Source organism: Xanthomonas arboricola pv. juglandis, assembly GCF_001013475.1.
GTDB lineage: Bacteria > Pseudomonadota > Gammaproteobacteria > Xanthomonadales > Xanthomonadaceae > Xanthomonas > Xanthomonas arboricola.
Map to the genome: position 1 here is coordinate 904243 of NZ_JZEF01000001.1, position 16662 is coordinate 920904.

Below are 16662 nucleotides of genomic sequence, written 5' to 3' on the forward strand. Positions count from 1 at the left end.
GAGCTGATCGGGTGCAACGCGATCCGAACAACGCGCATCACGCACTGCTTTTAACTGCGCACACCGACCATCTTGACTGGTCCTTGTCCGCTCACCGTCGCGGGACCTTACGCGGCATGGATGCCGCGGAAGAGCCTACAGGGACGTACTTGCGGCGTGTCCTGCGATGGTGGGCGGGCAAGGGCCCTGCAACAAGGCCACAGAGCAGTCGCTCTAACAAGCATCTATCAACACTGCCCGGCGACTCCAACGCAACCGAGATTCCGAAAGACATCAGGCTGCCACTGCCCGAAAGGCAGGCAGTCACGGCTGAAACTTTTTGCACGCAGGTTGGTCTGCGCAAACCGATGCTGCAATCTGCCAGAATCGGCCGACTTGTCTTATCTGGATGCCGATCAACGATGACTGCTGCTGCGCCGCTTGCCGCTCCCATCAATTCGCCTGCGCGCGTGCTGTTCGCCAGTCTGATCGGCACCACCATCGAGTTCTTCGATTTCTATATCTACGCCACCGCCGCGGTGCTGGTGTTCCCGACGCTGTTTTTTCCGGCGGGCGATGGCAGTGCGGCGATGCTGCAGTCGCTGGCGACGTTTGCGGTGGCCTTTATCGCACGGCCGGTGGGCTCGGCGGTGTTCGGCCATTTCGGCGACCGGATTGGGCGCAAGGCCACCTTGGTGGCGGCGCTGCTGACGATGGGCCTGTCCACCGTGGCGATCGGCTTGCTGCCCAGCTATGCCCAGATCGGCGTGTTCGCACCTGCGTTGCTGGCGCTGTGCCGCTTTGGCCAGGGCCTGGGCCTGGGCGGCGAGTGGGGCGGGGCCGTGCTGCTTGCCACCGAAAATGCGCCGCCCGGCAAGCGCGTGTGGTACGGCATGTTTCCGCAGCTGGGTGCGCCGCTGGGCTTTCTGCTGTCCACCGGCACCTTTCTCGGCATGGGCGCGGTGCTCGACGATGCGCAGTTCATGCAATGGGGCTGGCGGGTGCCGTTTCTGGCCAGCGCATTGCTGGTGCTGACCGGCCTGTGGGTGCGCCTGAGCATCACCGAGACGCCGGACTTCCAGAAGACCCTGGACCGCAAGACGCGCGTGCGCCTGCCCTTGGGGACGGTGATCTCGCAGCACTGGCCGGCGCTGATCATCGGCACGCTGGGCGCATTCGCCACCTTCGTGCTGTTCTATCTGATGACCGTGTTCGCGCTGGGCTACGGGACCAAGACCCTGGGCTACGACAAGGAGCAATTCCTGCTGTTGCAGATGGCCGGTATCGTGTTTTTCGCGATCGGCATCCCGATGTCGGCCAGGTTCGGCGACCGGCATGGCGCGCCGTTGGCGATGATGCTGGCCAGTGTGGCGATCATCGCGTTCGGTTTGGCGTTCGCGCCACTGTTCCAGGCCAATCACCCGTTGCAGGTGCTCGCGTTTCTTGCACTGGGCTTCTTCTTCATGGGCCTGACCTACGGCCCCTGCGGCACGCTGCTGGCCGAGCTGTATCCCACCGAGGTGCGCTACACCGGAGCCTCGCTGTCGTTCAACCTGGCCAGCATCCTGGGGGCGGCACCGGCGCCGTACGTGGCCACGCAACTGGCCGCACGCTATGGCGTGCAGGCGGTCGGGCAGTATCTGGGCGCCGCGGCGGTGTTGAGCCTGCTGGCGTTGATCGTGGCCCGCAGATCGCGTCGCCCGGTTGGCGTTTGAAGGCGTACGCGAGTCGGCGTCATCGTTGAGGCAGGTCCCGCCCAGGTGCACTTCTCCGAAGCTGGCTGCTTCTGCGCGAAATGAAGTCTTCGGGCCAATGGTCTAGGTATTGCGTACATTGCTGCACCGTGGTGCTGGCCTGCCGATCCTCGGGAACGCGCTTGCGCGATGCGGCATTCCCGGCACCGCCCTGTTGCGCGCGAGCACGCGCCTGCGCCGGAGCGATTGCTAGCGGAACAGGCGCTTGAGCGTGCGTCCCAGCCAGTTGCCGTGCTGGTGGCTGCGCGCGAACTGGTCCAGATGTGCGATCACCTGCGGCGCATAGGCCTGATCGTCGCCGCGGATATGGTTGAACAACCAGCGCGAGAGCATGCTGCGGAGTTCGTCGCAGACGTCTTCGCCGGCCTGGAACCGCAGCCGGTACTCGCCGACACGTTTGCCGAAGACCTCGTGCACGCGTTTGTGCGCCAGGCTGAAGGGGTAGCCGGCTTCCTCCATCAGTTCTTCCTCGAAGGCAAAGTGCGACAGCGTGTAGTCGATCAATTCGTCGATCACCTCGGCCACTGCCAGGCGTTGCAGGCTGGTGTGCGCGGCATGCAACTGATTGATCATTTCCACGATGCGCCCGTGTTGGTGATCGATGACCTCGATCCCGGTGTTGAGGTCGTCCTGCCAGACCAGCAAAGCCATCGTTCGCCCTTGTTCCATACGGTGAGGGCACGATAGGCGCACGTGATCGCCAACGCGTTGATCTGGATCAAATCCAGTCACGGCGCGCGGGCGGCGTGCGTGCTGCGGGGCGATTCTGTGTGCCGGCGATACCGCCGGGTCGGGCGCGCCGCCGGCCGTGCAGCGCACGAACCTGCGCCGCTCAGCTGGCGAGGCGCACCTGGTTGCGGCCGCCGGCCTTGGCCAGATAGAGGTACTTGTCCGCTTCGCCCAGCAGATGGTGCAGCGACTGGCCGTCTTCGGTGGCGATGCAGACACCGATGCTCACCGTCATGCTGAGGGTTTCGTCGCCGATCCGCACGCGCAGTGCGCTGATGCGTTCGCGCAGGGTTTCGAAGTAGCTGGTGGCGTTGGCGGCATCCAGCCCCGGTACCAGCAGGCAGAATTCTTCGCCGCCGAAACGCGCCACCAGATCCTGCGGCCGCGCATGACTGGAGACCGACGCGGCCACCGCGCGTAGCGCCTGGTCGCCGGCTTCGTGGCCCCAGGTGTCGTTGATGTGCTTGAAGTGGTCGATGTCCAGCATCGCCGCGGTGACCGTCTGCTCCTGCGACAGCAGGGTGGGGATTACCCGCTGGCTTTGTTCCAGGAAATAGCGCCGGTTGGGCAGGCCGGTGAGGAAGTCGCGGGTAGCCAGATCCTGCAGCGTGCCGATCAATTCCAGCTGGTCCACGTTCTGCGACACGCGGCAGAAGAACTCTTCGCGCGAGAACGGCTTGCGCAGGAAATCGTTGGCACCGTTCTTGAGGAAACGCGGGATCAGCGACGAGTCGTTATTGCCGGAGATGCCGATCACCGCGACCTTGTCGCGTGAACGGATCGCGCGCAGCCGGCGGGTGAATTCCACCCCTTCCATGCCGGGCATTTCCTGGTCGACGATGGTCAGGCGGATGCCGGGGTCGCGCTCGATCGCCTGCAGGCCGGCCGCACCGTCGGCCGCCAGCACCACGCGGTAGCCGTACATCGACAGCAACGCGGCCGCATAGGTCCGTGCGGACAGGGAATCGTCCACCACCAGCGCCGCGATGCGGCGATTGCGCTCCAGGCGTTGCACCAGCCAGGCCAGATATTCGATGCTGCCGGGCGCGTTCTTGAGCACGTAATCGATGATCTGCTGCTGCAGCACACGCTGGCGCAGATCCTCGTCGTAGACGCCGCTGACCACCACGGTGGGCAGCTTGCGCGAGAGGAAAAATTCCACGACCTTGTCGCGGTCGCCGTCCACCAACACCAGGCCGGTCAGGACCAGAAACCAGCCGTCTTCTTCGTCCAGTACACGGGCGGCTTCCGCCAGCGTCGATACGACCGTGACCGGCAGCTCCACACGTTGCTCGATGGCCTCGCGCAGCATGCTGGTGAAAGTGCGCGAGTTCTCCACCAGCAACACGCGTTGCGGCAGGACTGCGCTTTCACTATTGCGATGTAGGGTACCTGGGGACATCGGCTGGCCGTGCGGATCGAACCGTCATACCAGCTAACGGCCCTGCTCGCCAAAACTTGAGCGCCGCGTCTCAAAGTGCCCAAGACGGCGCCCTATTCACCACAACGCATCGCGCAGCCGGTACCAACTCATCGCTGCCACCAGCAGCGGCGTGCGCAGCAGGCGCCCCCCGGGAAAGGGCCGATGCGGAATGCGCGCAAACACATCCAGCCGTCGGCTCTGGCCGGCGATGGCCTCGGCGATGACCTGGCCGGCCAGGCCGGTGGCGGCGACGCCATGCCCGGAGAATCCCTGCGCAAAATACACGTTGGGCCCCAGCCGTCCCCAGTGCGGGGCGCGATTGCGCGAGATGTCCACGTAGCCGCCCCAAAGGGTTTGCAGCGGCACGTCGTGCAGCTGCGGGAAGACCGTGTGCATGCGCCGTGTCATCAACCGATCCAGGCCGGGCGGCGGGCGCGAGGAGTAGCTGGCGCGTCCGCCGAACAGCAGCCGGTGGTCGGCGCTGAGCCGGTAGTAGTCCAGTGCCCAGTTGGTATCGGCGACCGCCATGTCGTTGGCGATCAACGCGCGCGCGCGGGCCTGGCCCAGCGGCGGCGTCGCACCGACATAGGTGCCCACCGGCATGATGTGGCGCTCTAGCGCTGTGGAAATGCCCTGCAGCAGGGCATTGCCGGCGATCACGCCGAACTCGGCGCTGACGCTGCCCTGGTCGGTCTGCATGGTCACGCGCGTGCCGTGCTCCAGCCGGGAGACCGGCGAAGCCTCGTGGATGCGCACGCCGGCCGCCAGCGCCGCGCGCGCCAGGCCCAGCGCATAGGCCAGCGGATGCAGATGGCCGCTGGCCGGGTCGAACATCGCGCCCAGGTAGAGCGGGCTGTCCAGCACCTGCCGCGTACGCGCGCGGTCCCACCATTCCAGCGGGTAGTCGTAGCGCTCGGCCATGCGCATGATGCCGTGCTGCAAGGCCTGCACCTGGCGCGGCTTCAGCGGCACGTGGGCGTGGCCGTCGCGCCAGTCGCAGGCGATGGCGTGGCGTTCGATGCGCGCGCGTAGCAGGCGCATGCCGTCGCGCGAGAAGTCGAACAGCCGCCGCGCGTCGGCATCGCCGACCAGCGCTTCCAGGGTTTCCTGCTCGCAGCCGTAGCCGACGATGGCCTGGCCGCCGTTGCGCCCGGAGGCGCCCCAGCCGATGCGCCTGGCTTCCAGCACGATGACCTTGTAGCCGGCCTCGGCCAGGGCGAGCGCGGCGGTGAGGCCGGTGTAGCCGGCGCCGAGGATGCAGACATCGGCACGTTGCACGCCCTGCAGGCATGGCTGCTCCGGCAAGACCGGCGCGCTGCGGGCGTACCAGCTGTCGGGATAGCCGTTACCCGGCGGATTGGCAGGCGGCAGCGTTGTGGCCGGGCCGTTCATCAGACGATCCGCAGGTACCGGGCGTAATCCAGATCCGGCACCTGCGCCTGGTAGTCGAGCAGCTCGCGCTGTTTCTGCTGGCCAAATACGTGCTGGAACTGGCTGCCGAACTGCGCGCCGACAAAGTCGCTGGCGCCGAATGCATCCACCGCGGCTTGCCAGGTGCGCGGCCGAAAGACCGCTTGCGCATAGGCATTGCCGGTGACTGGCGCGCTGGGCTCGCCGGGATGTTGCAGGCCGTCCAGCATGGCGGCCAGCACGGCGGCGGCAGCCAGGTACGGGTTGGCATCGGCGCCGGCGATGCGATGCTCGATGCGGGTGTTGCGTGCATCGCTATGCGGGATGCGCAGCGCCACGGTGCGGTTGTTGAAGCCCCAGCTCGCATCCAGCGGCACGAAGGCATTGCTGACGAACCTGCGGTAACTGTTGGCGTGCGGCGCGAACATCAGCAGCGAGGCATCGGCGTGCCGCTGCAGGCCGGCGATGGCATGGCGCAGGCGGTCGGCGGGCGCATCGACGTTGCCGGCAAACACGTTGTGCCCGTCGGCATCGAGCAGGCTCACATGCAGGTGCAGGCCGCTGCCGGCCTGGCCGGGAAACGGCTTGGCCATGAAGCTGGCAAGCTTGCCCTGCTGTTGCGCAATCGCCTTGATGGTGCGCTTGAGCAGGATCGCCTCGTCGCAGGCGGCCACCGCATCGGCGCGATGCTGCAGGTTGATTTCGAACTGGCCGGGTGCGTACTCGGCCACGGCGGTGTCGGCCGGGATGCCTTGCTGGCGACAGGCGTCAGTCACCGCGTCGGTGAAGGTGCGCTGGTCGTCCAGGTCCTGCAAGGAATACACCTGGGTGCTGTCGCTGCGCGCACCGGTCTGCGGGTCGCGTGGCGTCTGCGGGCGTCCCTGCGCATCGGGCACCGCATCGAACAGGTAGAACTCCAGTTCCACCGCAATGACCGGGGTCAGGCCGAGCGCAGCAAAACCGTGCAGCACGCGCTGCAAGACCGCACGCGGTGCGACCTCGAACAGGCTGCCGTCCGGCTGATGCATCGCCAGCAGCAGCTGCGCCATCGGCCGCGGTGCCCACGGCACCGGGCGCAGCGAGCCGGCGATGGGCCGGCAGATGCGATCGGCATCGCCGATGGCGTAGCCCAGCCCGGTTTCCTCGACGGTATTGCCGGTGATGTCGGTGGCGATCAGCGACATTGGCAGGCACACGCCATCGCGATAGACCTTGTCCAGGACTTCGGCTGTCACACGTTTGCCACGCAGCACGCCATTGGTGTCGGGCAACAGCAGATCGACCGCTTCGCAGCCATCGATCCGCGCCAGCGTGGCGGCATCGATGGCGGGCAAGCACGCGACGGAGTTCTCGGAAACCATGGGCACCACCTGCAAGGTCGCCGCTCAGACTAGCAAAGCGCATGTGATCGTTCGCAACTGTGCGCGTGTGGACCCTGGCAATGCAGGTGGCCGCACGGTAAGTTCGCAGGCATCGGCAACGCAGCCCATCAACCCATAGCGACCACTCGCTGACAAGTCGTCGCAGTCGGGGGGGATGCAGGTGATGTGTGCCGACAGCTGCGCGCCACATGTGCCCTGTACAGTGCCAGCGCCTGCCTGATGGCGCTCGCACGCGTGATGCAGCCGCGTTCAACCGGGAGATCCGCATGGCTGTCGTTCCACTGGTCGGGTTGCCGACCGATCGCATCCAGCAAGGGCCGCATCCGTTTCTGGCCACCGGCGAGAAGTACATCCGCGCGGTGGTGGACGCGGCCGGGGCGATGCCGGTGCTGTTGCCGAGCCTGCAGCCCACGCTGGATGCGCGCGCGTGGCTGGATCGCCTGGATGGCCTGTTGCTGACCGGTGCGGTGAGCAATGTCGAGCCGCATCACTACAGCGACGAGCCGAGCTGGGAGGGCAATCCGCACGACCCGGCGCGCGATGCCACCAGCCTGGGGCTGATCCCGCAGGCACTGGCGCGTGGCCTGCCGGTGCTGGCGATCTGCCGCGGGCTGCAGGAGGTCAATGTGGCGCTGGGCGGGCGCCTGCACCAACGCGTGCATGACGTGCCCGGCCTGCTTGATCACCGCGAAGACCGTGCCATGCCGCTGGACACGCAGTACGGCCCGGCGCATCCGGTGCAGCTGCATCCTGGCGGCCTGCTGGCCGGCATGAGCGACAGCGCGCAGGTCGCGGTGAACTCGCTGCACGGGCAGGGCATTGCACGCCTGGCCGACGGCCTGCTGATCGAGGCGACCGCGCCGGGTGGCCTGATCGAAGCCTTTCGCGGCCCCGGGCCGGGCTTTCTGCTCGCGGTGCAGTGGCATCCGGAGTGGCGTGTCACACAGCATCCGTTCTACCGTGCCATCTTCCAGGCCTTCGGCGAGGCCTGTCGCCAATACGCCGCTCGACGCGGTCAGTGAGGTTGCATGTCGATCCGCACCCGTTCGCGCACATCCACGCCCAAGCAGCCCGAGAGCGCGCTGCGCCGCTGGCTCAAGGACCGCCACATCACCGAGGTCGAGTGCCTGGTGCCGGACATCACCGGCAACGCACGCGGCAAGATCATTCCGGCGGACAAGTTTTCGCACGACTACGGCACCCGGCTGCCGGAAGGCATCTTCGCCACCACCGTCACCGGCGATTTCCCGGACGATTACTACGAGCTGACCTCGCCATCGGATTCGGACATGCATCTGCGCCCGGACGCATCCACCGTGCGCATGGTGCCGTGGGCGGCCGATCCCACCGCGCAGGTCATCCACGATTGCTATACCAAGGACGGCCAGCCGCATGAGCTTGCCCCGCGCAATGTGCTGCGGCGCGTGCTCGACGCCTATGCCGAAGCCAAGCTGCAAACGGTGGTGGCGCCGGAGCTGGAATTCTTCCTGGTGCAGAAGAACACCGACCCGGACTTCCCGTTGTTGCCGCCGGCCGGGCGCTCGGGTCGGCCGGAGACTGCGCGGCAGTCGTATTCGATCGATGCGGTCAACGAGTTCGACCCGATCCTGGACCTGATGTACGACTATTGCGATGCGATGGAACTGGACGTGGATACGCTGATCCACGAGTCCGGCGCCGCGCAGTTGGAGGTCAACTTCACCCACGCCGATGCGCTCTCGCGCGCCGATCAGGTGTTCCTGTTCAAGCGCACCATGCGCGAGGCCGCGTTGCGGCATGGCGTGTATGCGACGTTTCTGGCCAAGCCGATGGAGACCGAGCCGGGCAGTGCGATGCATATCCATCAGAGCTTGCTGCATGCCGGCACCGGCAAGAACGTGTTCAGCGGCAAACGCGAAGGCGGCTTCAGCGACACCTTTGCGCACTATCTCGGTGGCCTGCAGAAATACATTCCGATGGCGATGGGGCTGCTGGCACCCAACGTCAATTCCTACCGGCGGCTGATGTTCGGCGAGGTGTCGCCGAGCAATGTGCTGTGGGGCTTCGACAATCGCACCTGCGGGCTGCGGGTGCCGATCGATGTGCCGCAGAACATGCGGGTGGAAAGCCGCTTTGCCGGCTCCGACGCCAATCCGTACCTGGCGATGGCGGCGACCCTGGCCTGCGGGTTGCTCGGCATCCGCGAAAAGCTCGAACCGACCGCGCCGATCAGCAGCAACGGCAAGGAGCAGGGCTACGATCTGCCGCGCTCGTTGGGCGAGGCGCTGGATGGGCTGGAGGGCTGCGAGGCCTTGCAGGAAATGCTGGGGCGGCGCTTCGTGCGCGCCTACATCTCGGTCAAGCGCAAGGAGTACGAGACGTTCTTCCGCGTGATCAGTTCGTGGGAGCGGGAGTTCCTGTTGTTGAATGTGTGAGGCGTCTGCGCTCGGCGCAGCGTGCCGCGCCGCTCCCTTCTCCCCTCGGGAGAAGGTGCCCGAAGGGCGGATGAGGGTACGTCGTCTGGCCATGGTCCAGGCCCACGTTTACTGCAGGCGTCCGATGCGTTTTGAGCTAGCTGCCTTTCGTAACGCCACTGCATTCGCGCCACTGGCGTGAGCGACCTTCCGGAGCAAGCCGTGCACCCCACTGTGTTGGAAACCTTGCAGCAACTCGATGCCGCCCATCACCTGCATCCGTTCAACGACAACGCGGCACTGGCCGAAAAGGGTACGCGCATCCTGACCCGCGGCGAGGGCGTGTATGTCTGGGACGCGCAGGGCAACAAGTTGCTGGATGCGTTCGGTGGCTTGTGGTGCGTGAACGTCGGCTACGGGCGCAAGGAGCTGGCACAGGCGGCGGCGCGGCAGATGGAACAGCTGGCGTACTACAACAGCTTCTTCCAGTGCACCACCGAGCCCACCATCCATCTGGCTGCCAAGCTGGCGGAGCTGACGCCGGGCGATCTGAACCATGCGTTCTTCGCCAACTCCGGGTCGGAGGCCAACGACACCATCCTGCGGCTGGTGCGGCATTTCTGGGCGGTGCAGGGGCAGCCGGAAAAACGCATCTTCATCGGCCGTCATGACGGCTATCACGGCACCACCATGGCCGGTGCCAGCCTGGGCGGCATGCGCGGCATGCACAGGCAGGGTGGCCTGCCGATTCCGGATATCCACCACATCGCACCGCCGTATCACTTCGGCGATGGCGGGGAGATGGATCCAGAGGAGTATGGCTTGCTGGCGGCCAAGCGATTGGAAGACAAGATTCTGCAACTCGGCCCAGAGAACGTGGCGGCCTTCATCGGTGAACCGATCATGGGCGCGATCGGGGTGTACATCCCGCCGCGCAGCTACTGGCCGGAAATCGAGCGCATCTGCAAGCGCTACGACGTGCTGCTGGTGGCCGACGAGGTGATCTGCGGGTTCGGGCGTACCGGCGCCTGGTTCGGTGCGGATTATTTCGGCTTCCAGCCCGACGTGATGACGCTGGCCAAGGGCATCACCTCCGGCTATATCCCGTTGGCGGTGGCGATGTTCAACGATCGCGTGGCCGGCGTGCTCAAGGCGCAGGGCGGCGAGCTCGCGCACGGCGGCACCTATGCGGGGCATCCGGTCTGCGCGGCGGTGGCGCTGGAGAACCTGCGCCTGCTGCAGGACGAAGGCATCGTGGACACTGCGCGTACCCGGATCGCGCCGTATCTGGCACAACGCTGGGCCGAGCTGGGCGAGCACCGGCTGGTCGGCGAGGCGCGTATCGCCGGCTTGGTCGGGGCCCTGGAACTGGTGCCGGACAAACGCCGGCGCGGGGTCTATTTCCCCGAACGCGGTCGGGTCGGTGCGCTGTGCCGCGATTTCGCGCTGCGGCGCGGGCTGATCCTGCGTGCCACCTACGACGCGATGCTGCTGTCGCCGCCATTGATCATCACCTGCGAACAGGTCGATGAGCTGTTCGACAAGGCCTGGGCGGCGCTGGACGATACTGCGCAGGTGCTGGGCATCGGTGCGGCGTAAGCCTGCCGGCGCACGTCAAGCTTTGCCGGTCGCGCGCAACCGCCAGGGTGGCCGGCAGAGGCGCTTGCAGCACCGGCCGCGCCGGCAAGCGGGTGGCACGGTTGGTATCCGCCACGCCGCGCTGTGCAAACACAACCACCATGGGTAGGCTGGTCCTTCGACCGGCCGCATCCCGGCCTGCCCTGATCGTGCTGCCCTGGAGACCCGCATGACGCTGCGACTGCTCGCCCTGACGCTGTCCACCACCTTGCTGGCCGCCTGCGGTGGCAGCAATGCACCCGGCGGTGCCGAGGCGCAGGCCAAGGTGCTCAACGTCTACAACTACTCGGACTACATCGCCGAAGACACCATTCCCGCGTTCGAGAAGAGCACCGGTATCAAGGTCACCTACGACGTGTTCGATAGCGACGAGATGGTGGAAACCAAGCTGCTCGCCGGTGGCAGCGATTACGATGTGGTGGTGCCCACGCTGAACTTCTTCGGCCGGCAGATCCAGGCCGGCGTGTTCCTGCCGCTGGACAAGGCCAAGATCCCCAATCTGGCCAATCTGGACCCGGACATCATGCGGCGCATTGCCGCGCAGGACCCGGGCAACGCCTATGGCGTGCCGTACATGATCGGCACCACCGGCATCGGCTACAACGTGGACAAGCTCAAGGCGATCTTTGGCAACACCGAGGTCGCCAACAGCTGGGACCTGGTGTTCAAGCCGGAAAACCTGTCCAGGTTGAAGGACTGTGGCGTGACCCTGCTGGACACGCCCTCGGACCTGATTCCGATCGCGCTCAATTATCTGGGCCTGGATCCGCACAGCAGCGTGCCGGCCGAGATCGAGCAGGCTGCCGCGCTGATCAAGACGATCCGCCCGTATGTGCAGAACTTTCATTCCAGCCAGTACGTGACCTCGCTGGCCAATGGCAACACCTGTCTGGCGGTGGGCTGGTCGGGCGACATCATCCAGGCGCGCGACCGTGCGTTGGAAGCCGGCAACGGCATCAAGGTGGCCTATGCGATCCCCAGGGAAGGTGCGCCGCAGTGGTTCGACATGCTGGCCATTCCCAAGGACGCCAAGCACCCCGACAACGCCTACGCCTTCATCAATTATCTGTTGAAGCCGGACGTGGCCGCGGCCAACAGCAACTTCATCCACTACGCCAACCCGGTGCGCACCGCCACGCCGCTGGTGGACGCGGCGATCCGCAACGACCCCACTATCTACCCGCCGCCGGAGGTGACCGCCAAGATGTTCACCTATGCGATCAATCCGCCGGAGGTGGATCGCCTGTATACGCGGCTGTGGACCGAGATCAAGACCGGTCGCTGACGGCCGCAGTTGTTCCTGCAGCCCTGTACGGGCGCCTGCCAGGCGCCCGCTCATAAGAGCGCCTAACAAGACCACTGCGCAGCCGCCAGGCGCGCGCGGCCGGTGCCCGGATCGGCATGTCCCACTCGTACTCCGGTTCTGAGCGCGCCGTCTGCACCCCTGACGACTGCTCGCTAGGTGTTGTCAGCCGCTCTTCGTCATAGCGCACGCTGACTGCGGTCGTCACGCAATCTGTACCGGACGGTTCAAATAATTGTATGGTTGTGCCGCCTTCGCCGGGCCGCTGATGCGGCACGTCGTCGCGCGCGCCTCGCCCACGACACAGGACGCCTCACCTTGAGCAACCACGACCAGCAGTCCAACGACGGCCAGCCTTCGGGCACGGATGCGCAAGCCACCGGCGCGCACGACGAGCAGGAGCCGCCCAAGCCCTCGCCGTTGAAGAATCCCAAGGTCAAATGGACGCTGATCGTGATCGGGGTGCTGGTGCTGGTGCTGCTGGTGATCTGGCTGGCCTACTACCTGATCAAGGGCCGCTACATGCAGGACACCAACAATGCCTACCTGCAGGCCGATTCGGTGGCCGTGGCGCCGCGGGTCAGCGGCTACGTGACCAAGGTGATGGTGGGCGACAACCAGATCGTGGAAGCCGGCCAGCCGCTGCTGCAGATCGATGACCGCACCTACCAGGCGACCCTGCAGCAGGCCGAAGCCGCGATCGCGGCGCGCCAGGCCGATATCGCCGCGGCCACCGCCAATGTGTCCGGGCAGGAGTCGGCGCTGGTGCAGGCGCGTAGCCAGGTGACCTCGGCAGCGGCAAGCCTGAGCTTCGCCCAGGCCGAAGTGAAGCGCTTCGCCCCGCTGGCCGCCTCCGGCGCCGACACCCACGAACACCAGGAAAGCCTGCAGCACGAACTACAACGCGCACGTGCCCAGTACGAGGCCGCGCAGGCACAGGCCAAGGGCGCGCAGAGCCAGATCCTGGCCAGCAACGCGCAGCTGGAGCAGGCCCAGGCCGGCCTCAAGCAGGCCAGCGCCGATGCCGACCAGGCCCGCGTGGCGGTGGAAGACACCTTGCTGACCAGCCGCATCCACGGCCGCGTCGGCGACAAGACCGTGCAGGTCGGCCAGTTCCTCGGGGCCGGCACCCGCACCATGACCATCGTGCCGCAGGAATCGCTGTACCTGATCGCCAATTTCAAGGAAACCCAGGTCGGCCTGATGCGTCCCGGCCAGCCGGCCGAGATCGAGGTCGATGCCTTGTCGGGCGTCAAGCTGCACGGCAAGGTCGAGAGCCTGTCGCCGGGTACCGGCTCGCAATTCGCATTGCTGCCGCCGGAAAATGCCACCGGCAACTTCACCAAGGTGGTGCAGCGCGTGCCGGTGCGCATCCGCGTGCTGGCCGGCGACGAGGCGCGCAAGGTGCTGGTGCCGGGCATGTCGGTCGAGGTCACCGTGGACACGCGCTCGGCCAAGGATGCCAAGCAACGGGCCGAGGAGGAATCCGATCGCGTGCAGGCGCAGGAGCGCGCGCGATGAATGCAACGGCAGCCACCGGCCCGCGTGCCGGCGGCAGCGCGCAGCGCGAGAAGGCCGAGCCGGGCGCCTGGCTGGCGGTGCTGGCCGGCACCATCGGCTCGTTCATGGCGACGCTGGATATCTCTATCGTCAACGCGGCGCTGCCCACCATCCAGGGCGAGGTCGGCGCCAGCGGCACCGAAGGCACCTGGATCTCCACCGCGTATCTGGTTGCCGAGATCATCATGATCCCGCTGACCGGCTGGTTCGTGCGCACGCTGGGCCTGCGCAACTTCCTGCTGATCTGCGCGGTGATGTTCACCGCGTTTTCGGTGGTGTGCGGGCTGTCGACCTCGTTGACGATGATGATCATCGGCCGCGTGGGGCAGGGCCTGGCCGGTGGTGCGCTGATTCCCACCGCGCTGACCATCGTCGCCACGCGCCTGCCGCCGAGCCAGCAGACCATGGGCACCGCGCTGTTCGGCATGACCGTGATCATGGGCCCGGTGATCGGCCCGCTGCTCGGCGGCTGGCTCACCGAGAACGTCAGCTGGCACTACGCCTTCTTCATCAACGTGCCGATCTGCGTCGGCCTGGTGGCCTTGCTGCTGCTTGGCCTCAAGCATGAAAAAGGCGACTGGGCCGGCCTGCTCAATGCCGACTGGCTGGGCATCTACGGCCTGACCGCCGGCCTGGGCGGGCTCACCGTGGTGCTGGAAGAGGGCCAGCGCGAGCGCTGGTTCGAATCCAGCGAGATCAATGCGCTGAGCGTGATCGCGCTCAGCGGATTCGCTGCACTGGTCGTGGGCCAGTTCCGCAAGCGGCCGCCGGTGATCCACCTGTCGCTGCTGCTGCATCGCAGTTTCGGCGCGGTGTTCGTCATGATCATGGCGGTGGGCATGATCCTGTTCGGCGTCATGTACATGATTCCTCAGTTCCTGGCGGTGATCTCCGGCTACAACACCGAGCAGGCCGGCTACGTGCTGCTGCTGTCAGGCCTGCCGACCGTGCTGCTGATGCCGATGATGCCCAAGCTGCTGGAGGTGGTGGACGTGCGCATCCTGGTGATCGCCGGGCTGATCTGCTTTGCCGCGGCCTGCTTCGCCAATCTGTCGCTGACCGCCGACACCGTGGGCATGCATTTTGTCGCCGGCCAGTTGTTGCAGGGCTGCGGCCTGGCGCTGGCGATGATGTCGTTAAACCAGGCGGCCATTTCGTCGGTGCCGCCCGAACTGGCCGGCGATGCGTCCGGCCTGTTCAACGCCGGCCGCAACCTGGGCGGCTCGGTGGGGCTTGCGCTGATCTCCACCTTCCAGGAGCGCCGCATGACCTTCCATACCGAAACCATCGGCAGCGCGATCACCGCCAATTCCTCGCGCGCGCAGGACTTTCTTTCCGGGCTGACTGCGCAGATGCAGGGCAGCGCCGGCGGAGAGGCGGCCATTCGCTCGGTCGCGCAGCTGGCGCGCCTGGTGCAGCAGCAGGCGCTGGTGATGACCTATAGCGATCTGTTCTGGATCTTCGGCGTGATCGTGGTCTGCACGATTCCGCTGGCCTTTTTGCTCAAGCCGTTACCCAAGGGGGCGCACCTTGCAATGCACTGATTCCATGCGCCTGATCCGCGTGCCCCTGGCTGCGGCGTTGAGCGTGGTTTTGCTCGGCGGCTGCATGCTCGGCCCCAACTACACCAAGCCCCCGGCAGTGGCCGACACGGCGGTGCAGGCGCCGGCCCTGCATCGCGCCGCTGGCGCCGAGGTGGTCGCTGCCGCGCCGTTGAATCATTGGTGGGAGGAGCTGCAGGACCCGACCCTCACCCAGCTGGTCACCCAGGCCCTGGCTGACAGTCCCAACCTGCGTGCGGCGCAGGCGCGGCTGCGTGCCAGCCGTGCACTGGCCAGCCAGCGCCGTGCCGAGCGCCTGCCCAAGCTCAACGCCAGCGCGGTGTATGCGTATGCCGAGCCGCCGCAGACCATCGTCGATACGCTGGGCGGCTTGCAGAATGGCCAGAACGGCCAGCCACCGGCACAGGGCAGCGAGGCGCTGGATCTGGAAAAGACCCAGATCTACAGCGCCGGTTTCGACGCCAGCTGGGAGCTGGATTTCTTCGGCCGCCGCCGTCGCGCCGCCGAAGGCGCGCTGGCACAGGCGCAGGCCTCGGAAGCCGAGCTGGCCGATGCGCAGGTGCAGCTGGCAGCCGAAGTGGGGCAGGTGTACCTCAACTACCGCGGCTTGCAGGCGCGGCTGGCGATCGCCGATGCGAACCTGGACAAGATCGGGCAGACCCTGCGCCTGACCCAGCAGCGCCGCGAGCGCGGCGCGGCCTCGGACCTGCAGGTCGAACAGATCGCCACGCAAGTGCAGCAGCAACAGGCGCAGCGCCTGCCGTTGGAGATGCAATCGCAGGAAGCGCTGGACCAGCTGGCGTTGATGGTGGGGCGCGAGCCCGGCGCGCTGGACGCGCAGTTGAGCGCGCCGCAGCCGTTGCCGATGCTGCCCACCCAGGTGCGCGTGGACGATGCCGGCGCCCTGATCCGTCGCCGCCCCGATGTGCGCAAGGCCGAGCGCGAACTGGCTGCCTCCAGCGCGCAGATCGGCGAGGCGTTGAACGGGTATTTTCCGCAGGTGAGCCTGCTGGGCGGCCTGAGCTGGGTCGCCGGCTCGCCCAGCGATTTCAATTCCGATGCCTTGACCACGCTGGCGGTGCCGATGCTGCGCTGGTCGATCTTCGACTTTGGCCGCACCAAGGCACAGGTGGAGCAGGCGCGTGCCGGCAACGCCGGCCGCGAGGCGGCGTACGAGGGCGCGGTGCTGGCTGCGTTGCAGGATGCCAATTCGGCATTGGCGCGCTTCGGCTCGGCGCGCAAGCAACTGGTGGTGGCGCGGCAGGCCGAAGCCTCGGCCACGCGTTCGGCCGGCTTGATGCAGCAACGGCGCGATGCCGGTGCCACCTCGTCGATCGATCTGCTCGACGTGCAGCGCCAGCAGCTGTCCGCGCAGGACGCCGCCGCACAGGCACAGGTGCAGTTGCTGGTGAACTACGTCGCGCTGCAGAAGAGTCTGGGTCTGGGCTGGAGCGCGCCGGTGCCGGAGCCACGCTGATCGATGCCCGTCGCGGCGGGCGTCGGCGCTCTGGTCGCGCTAGGGTGTCGCT

General features: G+C 66.6%; 12 protein-coding genes and 1 other RNA gene. 9 read left to right on the plus strand and 4 right to left on the minus strand.

Annotation, left to right across the window (positions count from 1 at the left end; genetic code table 11):
* Window positions 1-401 precede the first annotated feature (401 nt).
* Window positions 402-1694, plus strand: coding sequence for an MFS transporter (locus tag XARJCFBP2528_RS03555; RefSeq protein ID WP_016901643.1), 1293 nt, complete (start codon window positions 402-404; stop codon window positions 1692-1694).
* A 228-nt stretch (window positions 1695-1922) separates the two neighbouring features.
* Here the strand turns inward: XARJCFBP2528_RS03555 and XARJCFBP2528_RS03560 are convergent, their stop codons facing one another.
* The 4 genes from XARJCFBP2528_RS03560 to XARJCFBP2528_RS03575 form a co-directional block, all read right to left on the minus strand.
* Complete coding sequence (locus tag XARJCFBP2528_RS03560) at window positions 1923-2384, minus strand: bacteriohemerythrin (RefSeq protein ID WP_016901642.1); 462 nt, start codon at window positions 2382-2384, stop codon at window positions 1923-1925.
* A 181-nt stretch (window positions 2385-2565) separates the two neighbouring features.
* Complete coding sequence (locus XARJCFBP2528_RS03565) at window positions 2566-3864, minus strand: diguanylate cyclase (protein ID WP_024940515.1); 1299 nt, start codon at window positions 3862-3864, stop codon at window positions 2566-2568.
* A gap of 96 nt (window positions 3865-3960) precedes the next feature.
* Window positions 3961-5277, minus strand: coding sequence for an NAD(P)/FAD-dependent oxidoreductase (locus XARJCFBP2528_RS03570; RefSeq protein WP_047124319.1), 1317 nt, complete (start codon window positions 5275-5277; stop codon window positions 3961-3963).
* A complete protein-coding gene (locus XARJCFBP2528_RS03575; RefSeq protein WP_039529865.1) occupies window positions 5277-6656 on the minus strand; it encodes a glutamine synthetase family protein in 1380 nt (459 codons plus the stop codon). The genes XARJCFBP2528_RS03570 and XARJCFBP2528_RS03575 overlap by 1 nt, the downstream gene beginning before the upstream one ends.
* Window positions 6657-6943: 287 nt before the next feature.
* On the opposite strand from XARJCFBP2528_RS03575, the gene XARJCFBP2528_RS03580 reads away from it, so the two are divergent.
* The 8 genes from XARJCFBP2528_RS03580 (at window position 6944) to XARJCFBP2528_RS03610 (ending at window position 16610) form a co-directional block, all read left to right on the plus strand.
* Entirely contained in the window at window positions 6944-7699 is a 756-nt protein-coding gene (locus XARJCFBP2528_RS03580) for a gamma-glutamyl-gamma-aminobutyrate hydrolase family protein (RefSeq protein WP_039526819.1), read from the plus strand.
* Window positions 7700-7705: 6 nt separating this feature from the next.
* A complete protein-coding gene (locus XARJCFBP2528_RS03585; protein WP_047124320.1) occupies window positions 7706-9091 on the plus strand; it encodes a glutamine synthetase family protein in 1386 nt (461 codons plus the stop codon).
* A gap of 201 nt (window positions 9092-9292) precedes the next feature.
* The gene (locus XARJCFBP2528_RS03590) at window positions 9293-10669 is read left to right on the plus strand and encodes an aspartate aminotransferase family protein (RefSeq protein WP_039529867.1); all 1377 of its coding nucleotides are present in this window, start codon (window positions 9293-9295) and stop codon (window positions 10667-10669) included.
* A 208-nt stretch (window positions 10670-10877) separates the two neighbouring features.
* Window positions 10878-11993: a polyamine ABC transporter substrate-binding protein gene (locus XARJCFBP2528_RS03595; RefSeq protein ID WP_016901635.1), complete on the plus strand. Its 1116-nt coding sequence runs from the start codon at window positions 10878-10880 to the stop codon at window positions 11991-11993.
* A 116-nt stretch (window positions 11994-12109) separates the two neighbouring features.
* A non-coding RNA gene (locus XARJCFBP2528_RS22000) (sX9 sRNA) lies at window positions 12110-12182 on the plus strand.
* 147 nt (window positions 12183-12329) lie between these two features.
* The gene (locus XARJCFBP2528_RS03600) at window positions 12330-13532 is read left to right on the plus strand and encodes an HlyD family secretion protein (protein ID WP_047124321.1); all 1203 of its coding nucleotides are present in this window, start codon (window positions 12330-12332) and stop codon (window positions 13530-13532) included.
* Entirely contained in the window at window positions 13529-15115 is a 1587-nt protein-coding gene (locus XARJCFBP2528_RS03605; protein ID WP_016901633.1) for an MDR family MFS transporter, read from the plus strand. The genes XARJCFBP2528_RS03600 and XARJCFBP2528_RS03605 overlap by 4 nt, the downstream gene beginning before the upstream one ends.
* Before the next feature lie 4 nt (window positions 15116-15119).
* Entirely contained in the window at window positions 15120-16610 is a 1491-nt protein-coding gene (locus XARJCFBP2528_RS03610) for an efflux transporter outer membrane subunit (protein ID WP_016901632.1), read from the plus strand.
* The last annotated feature ends 52 nt before the right edge of the window (window positions 16611-16662 follow it).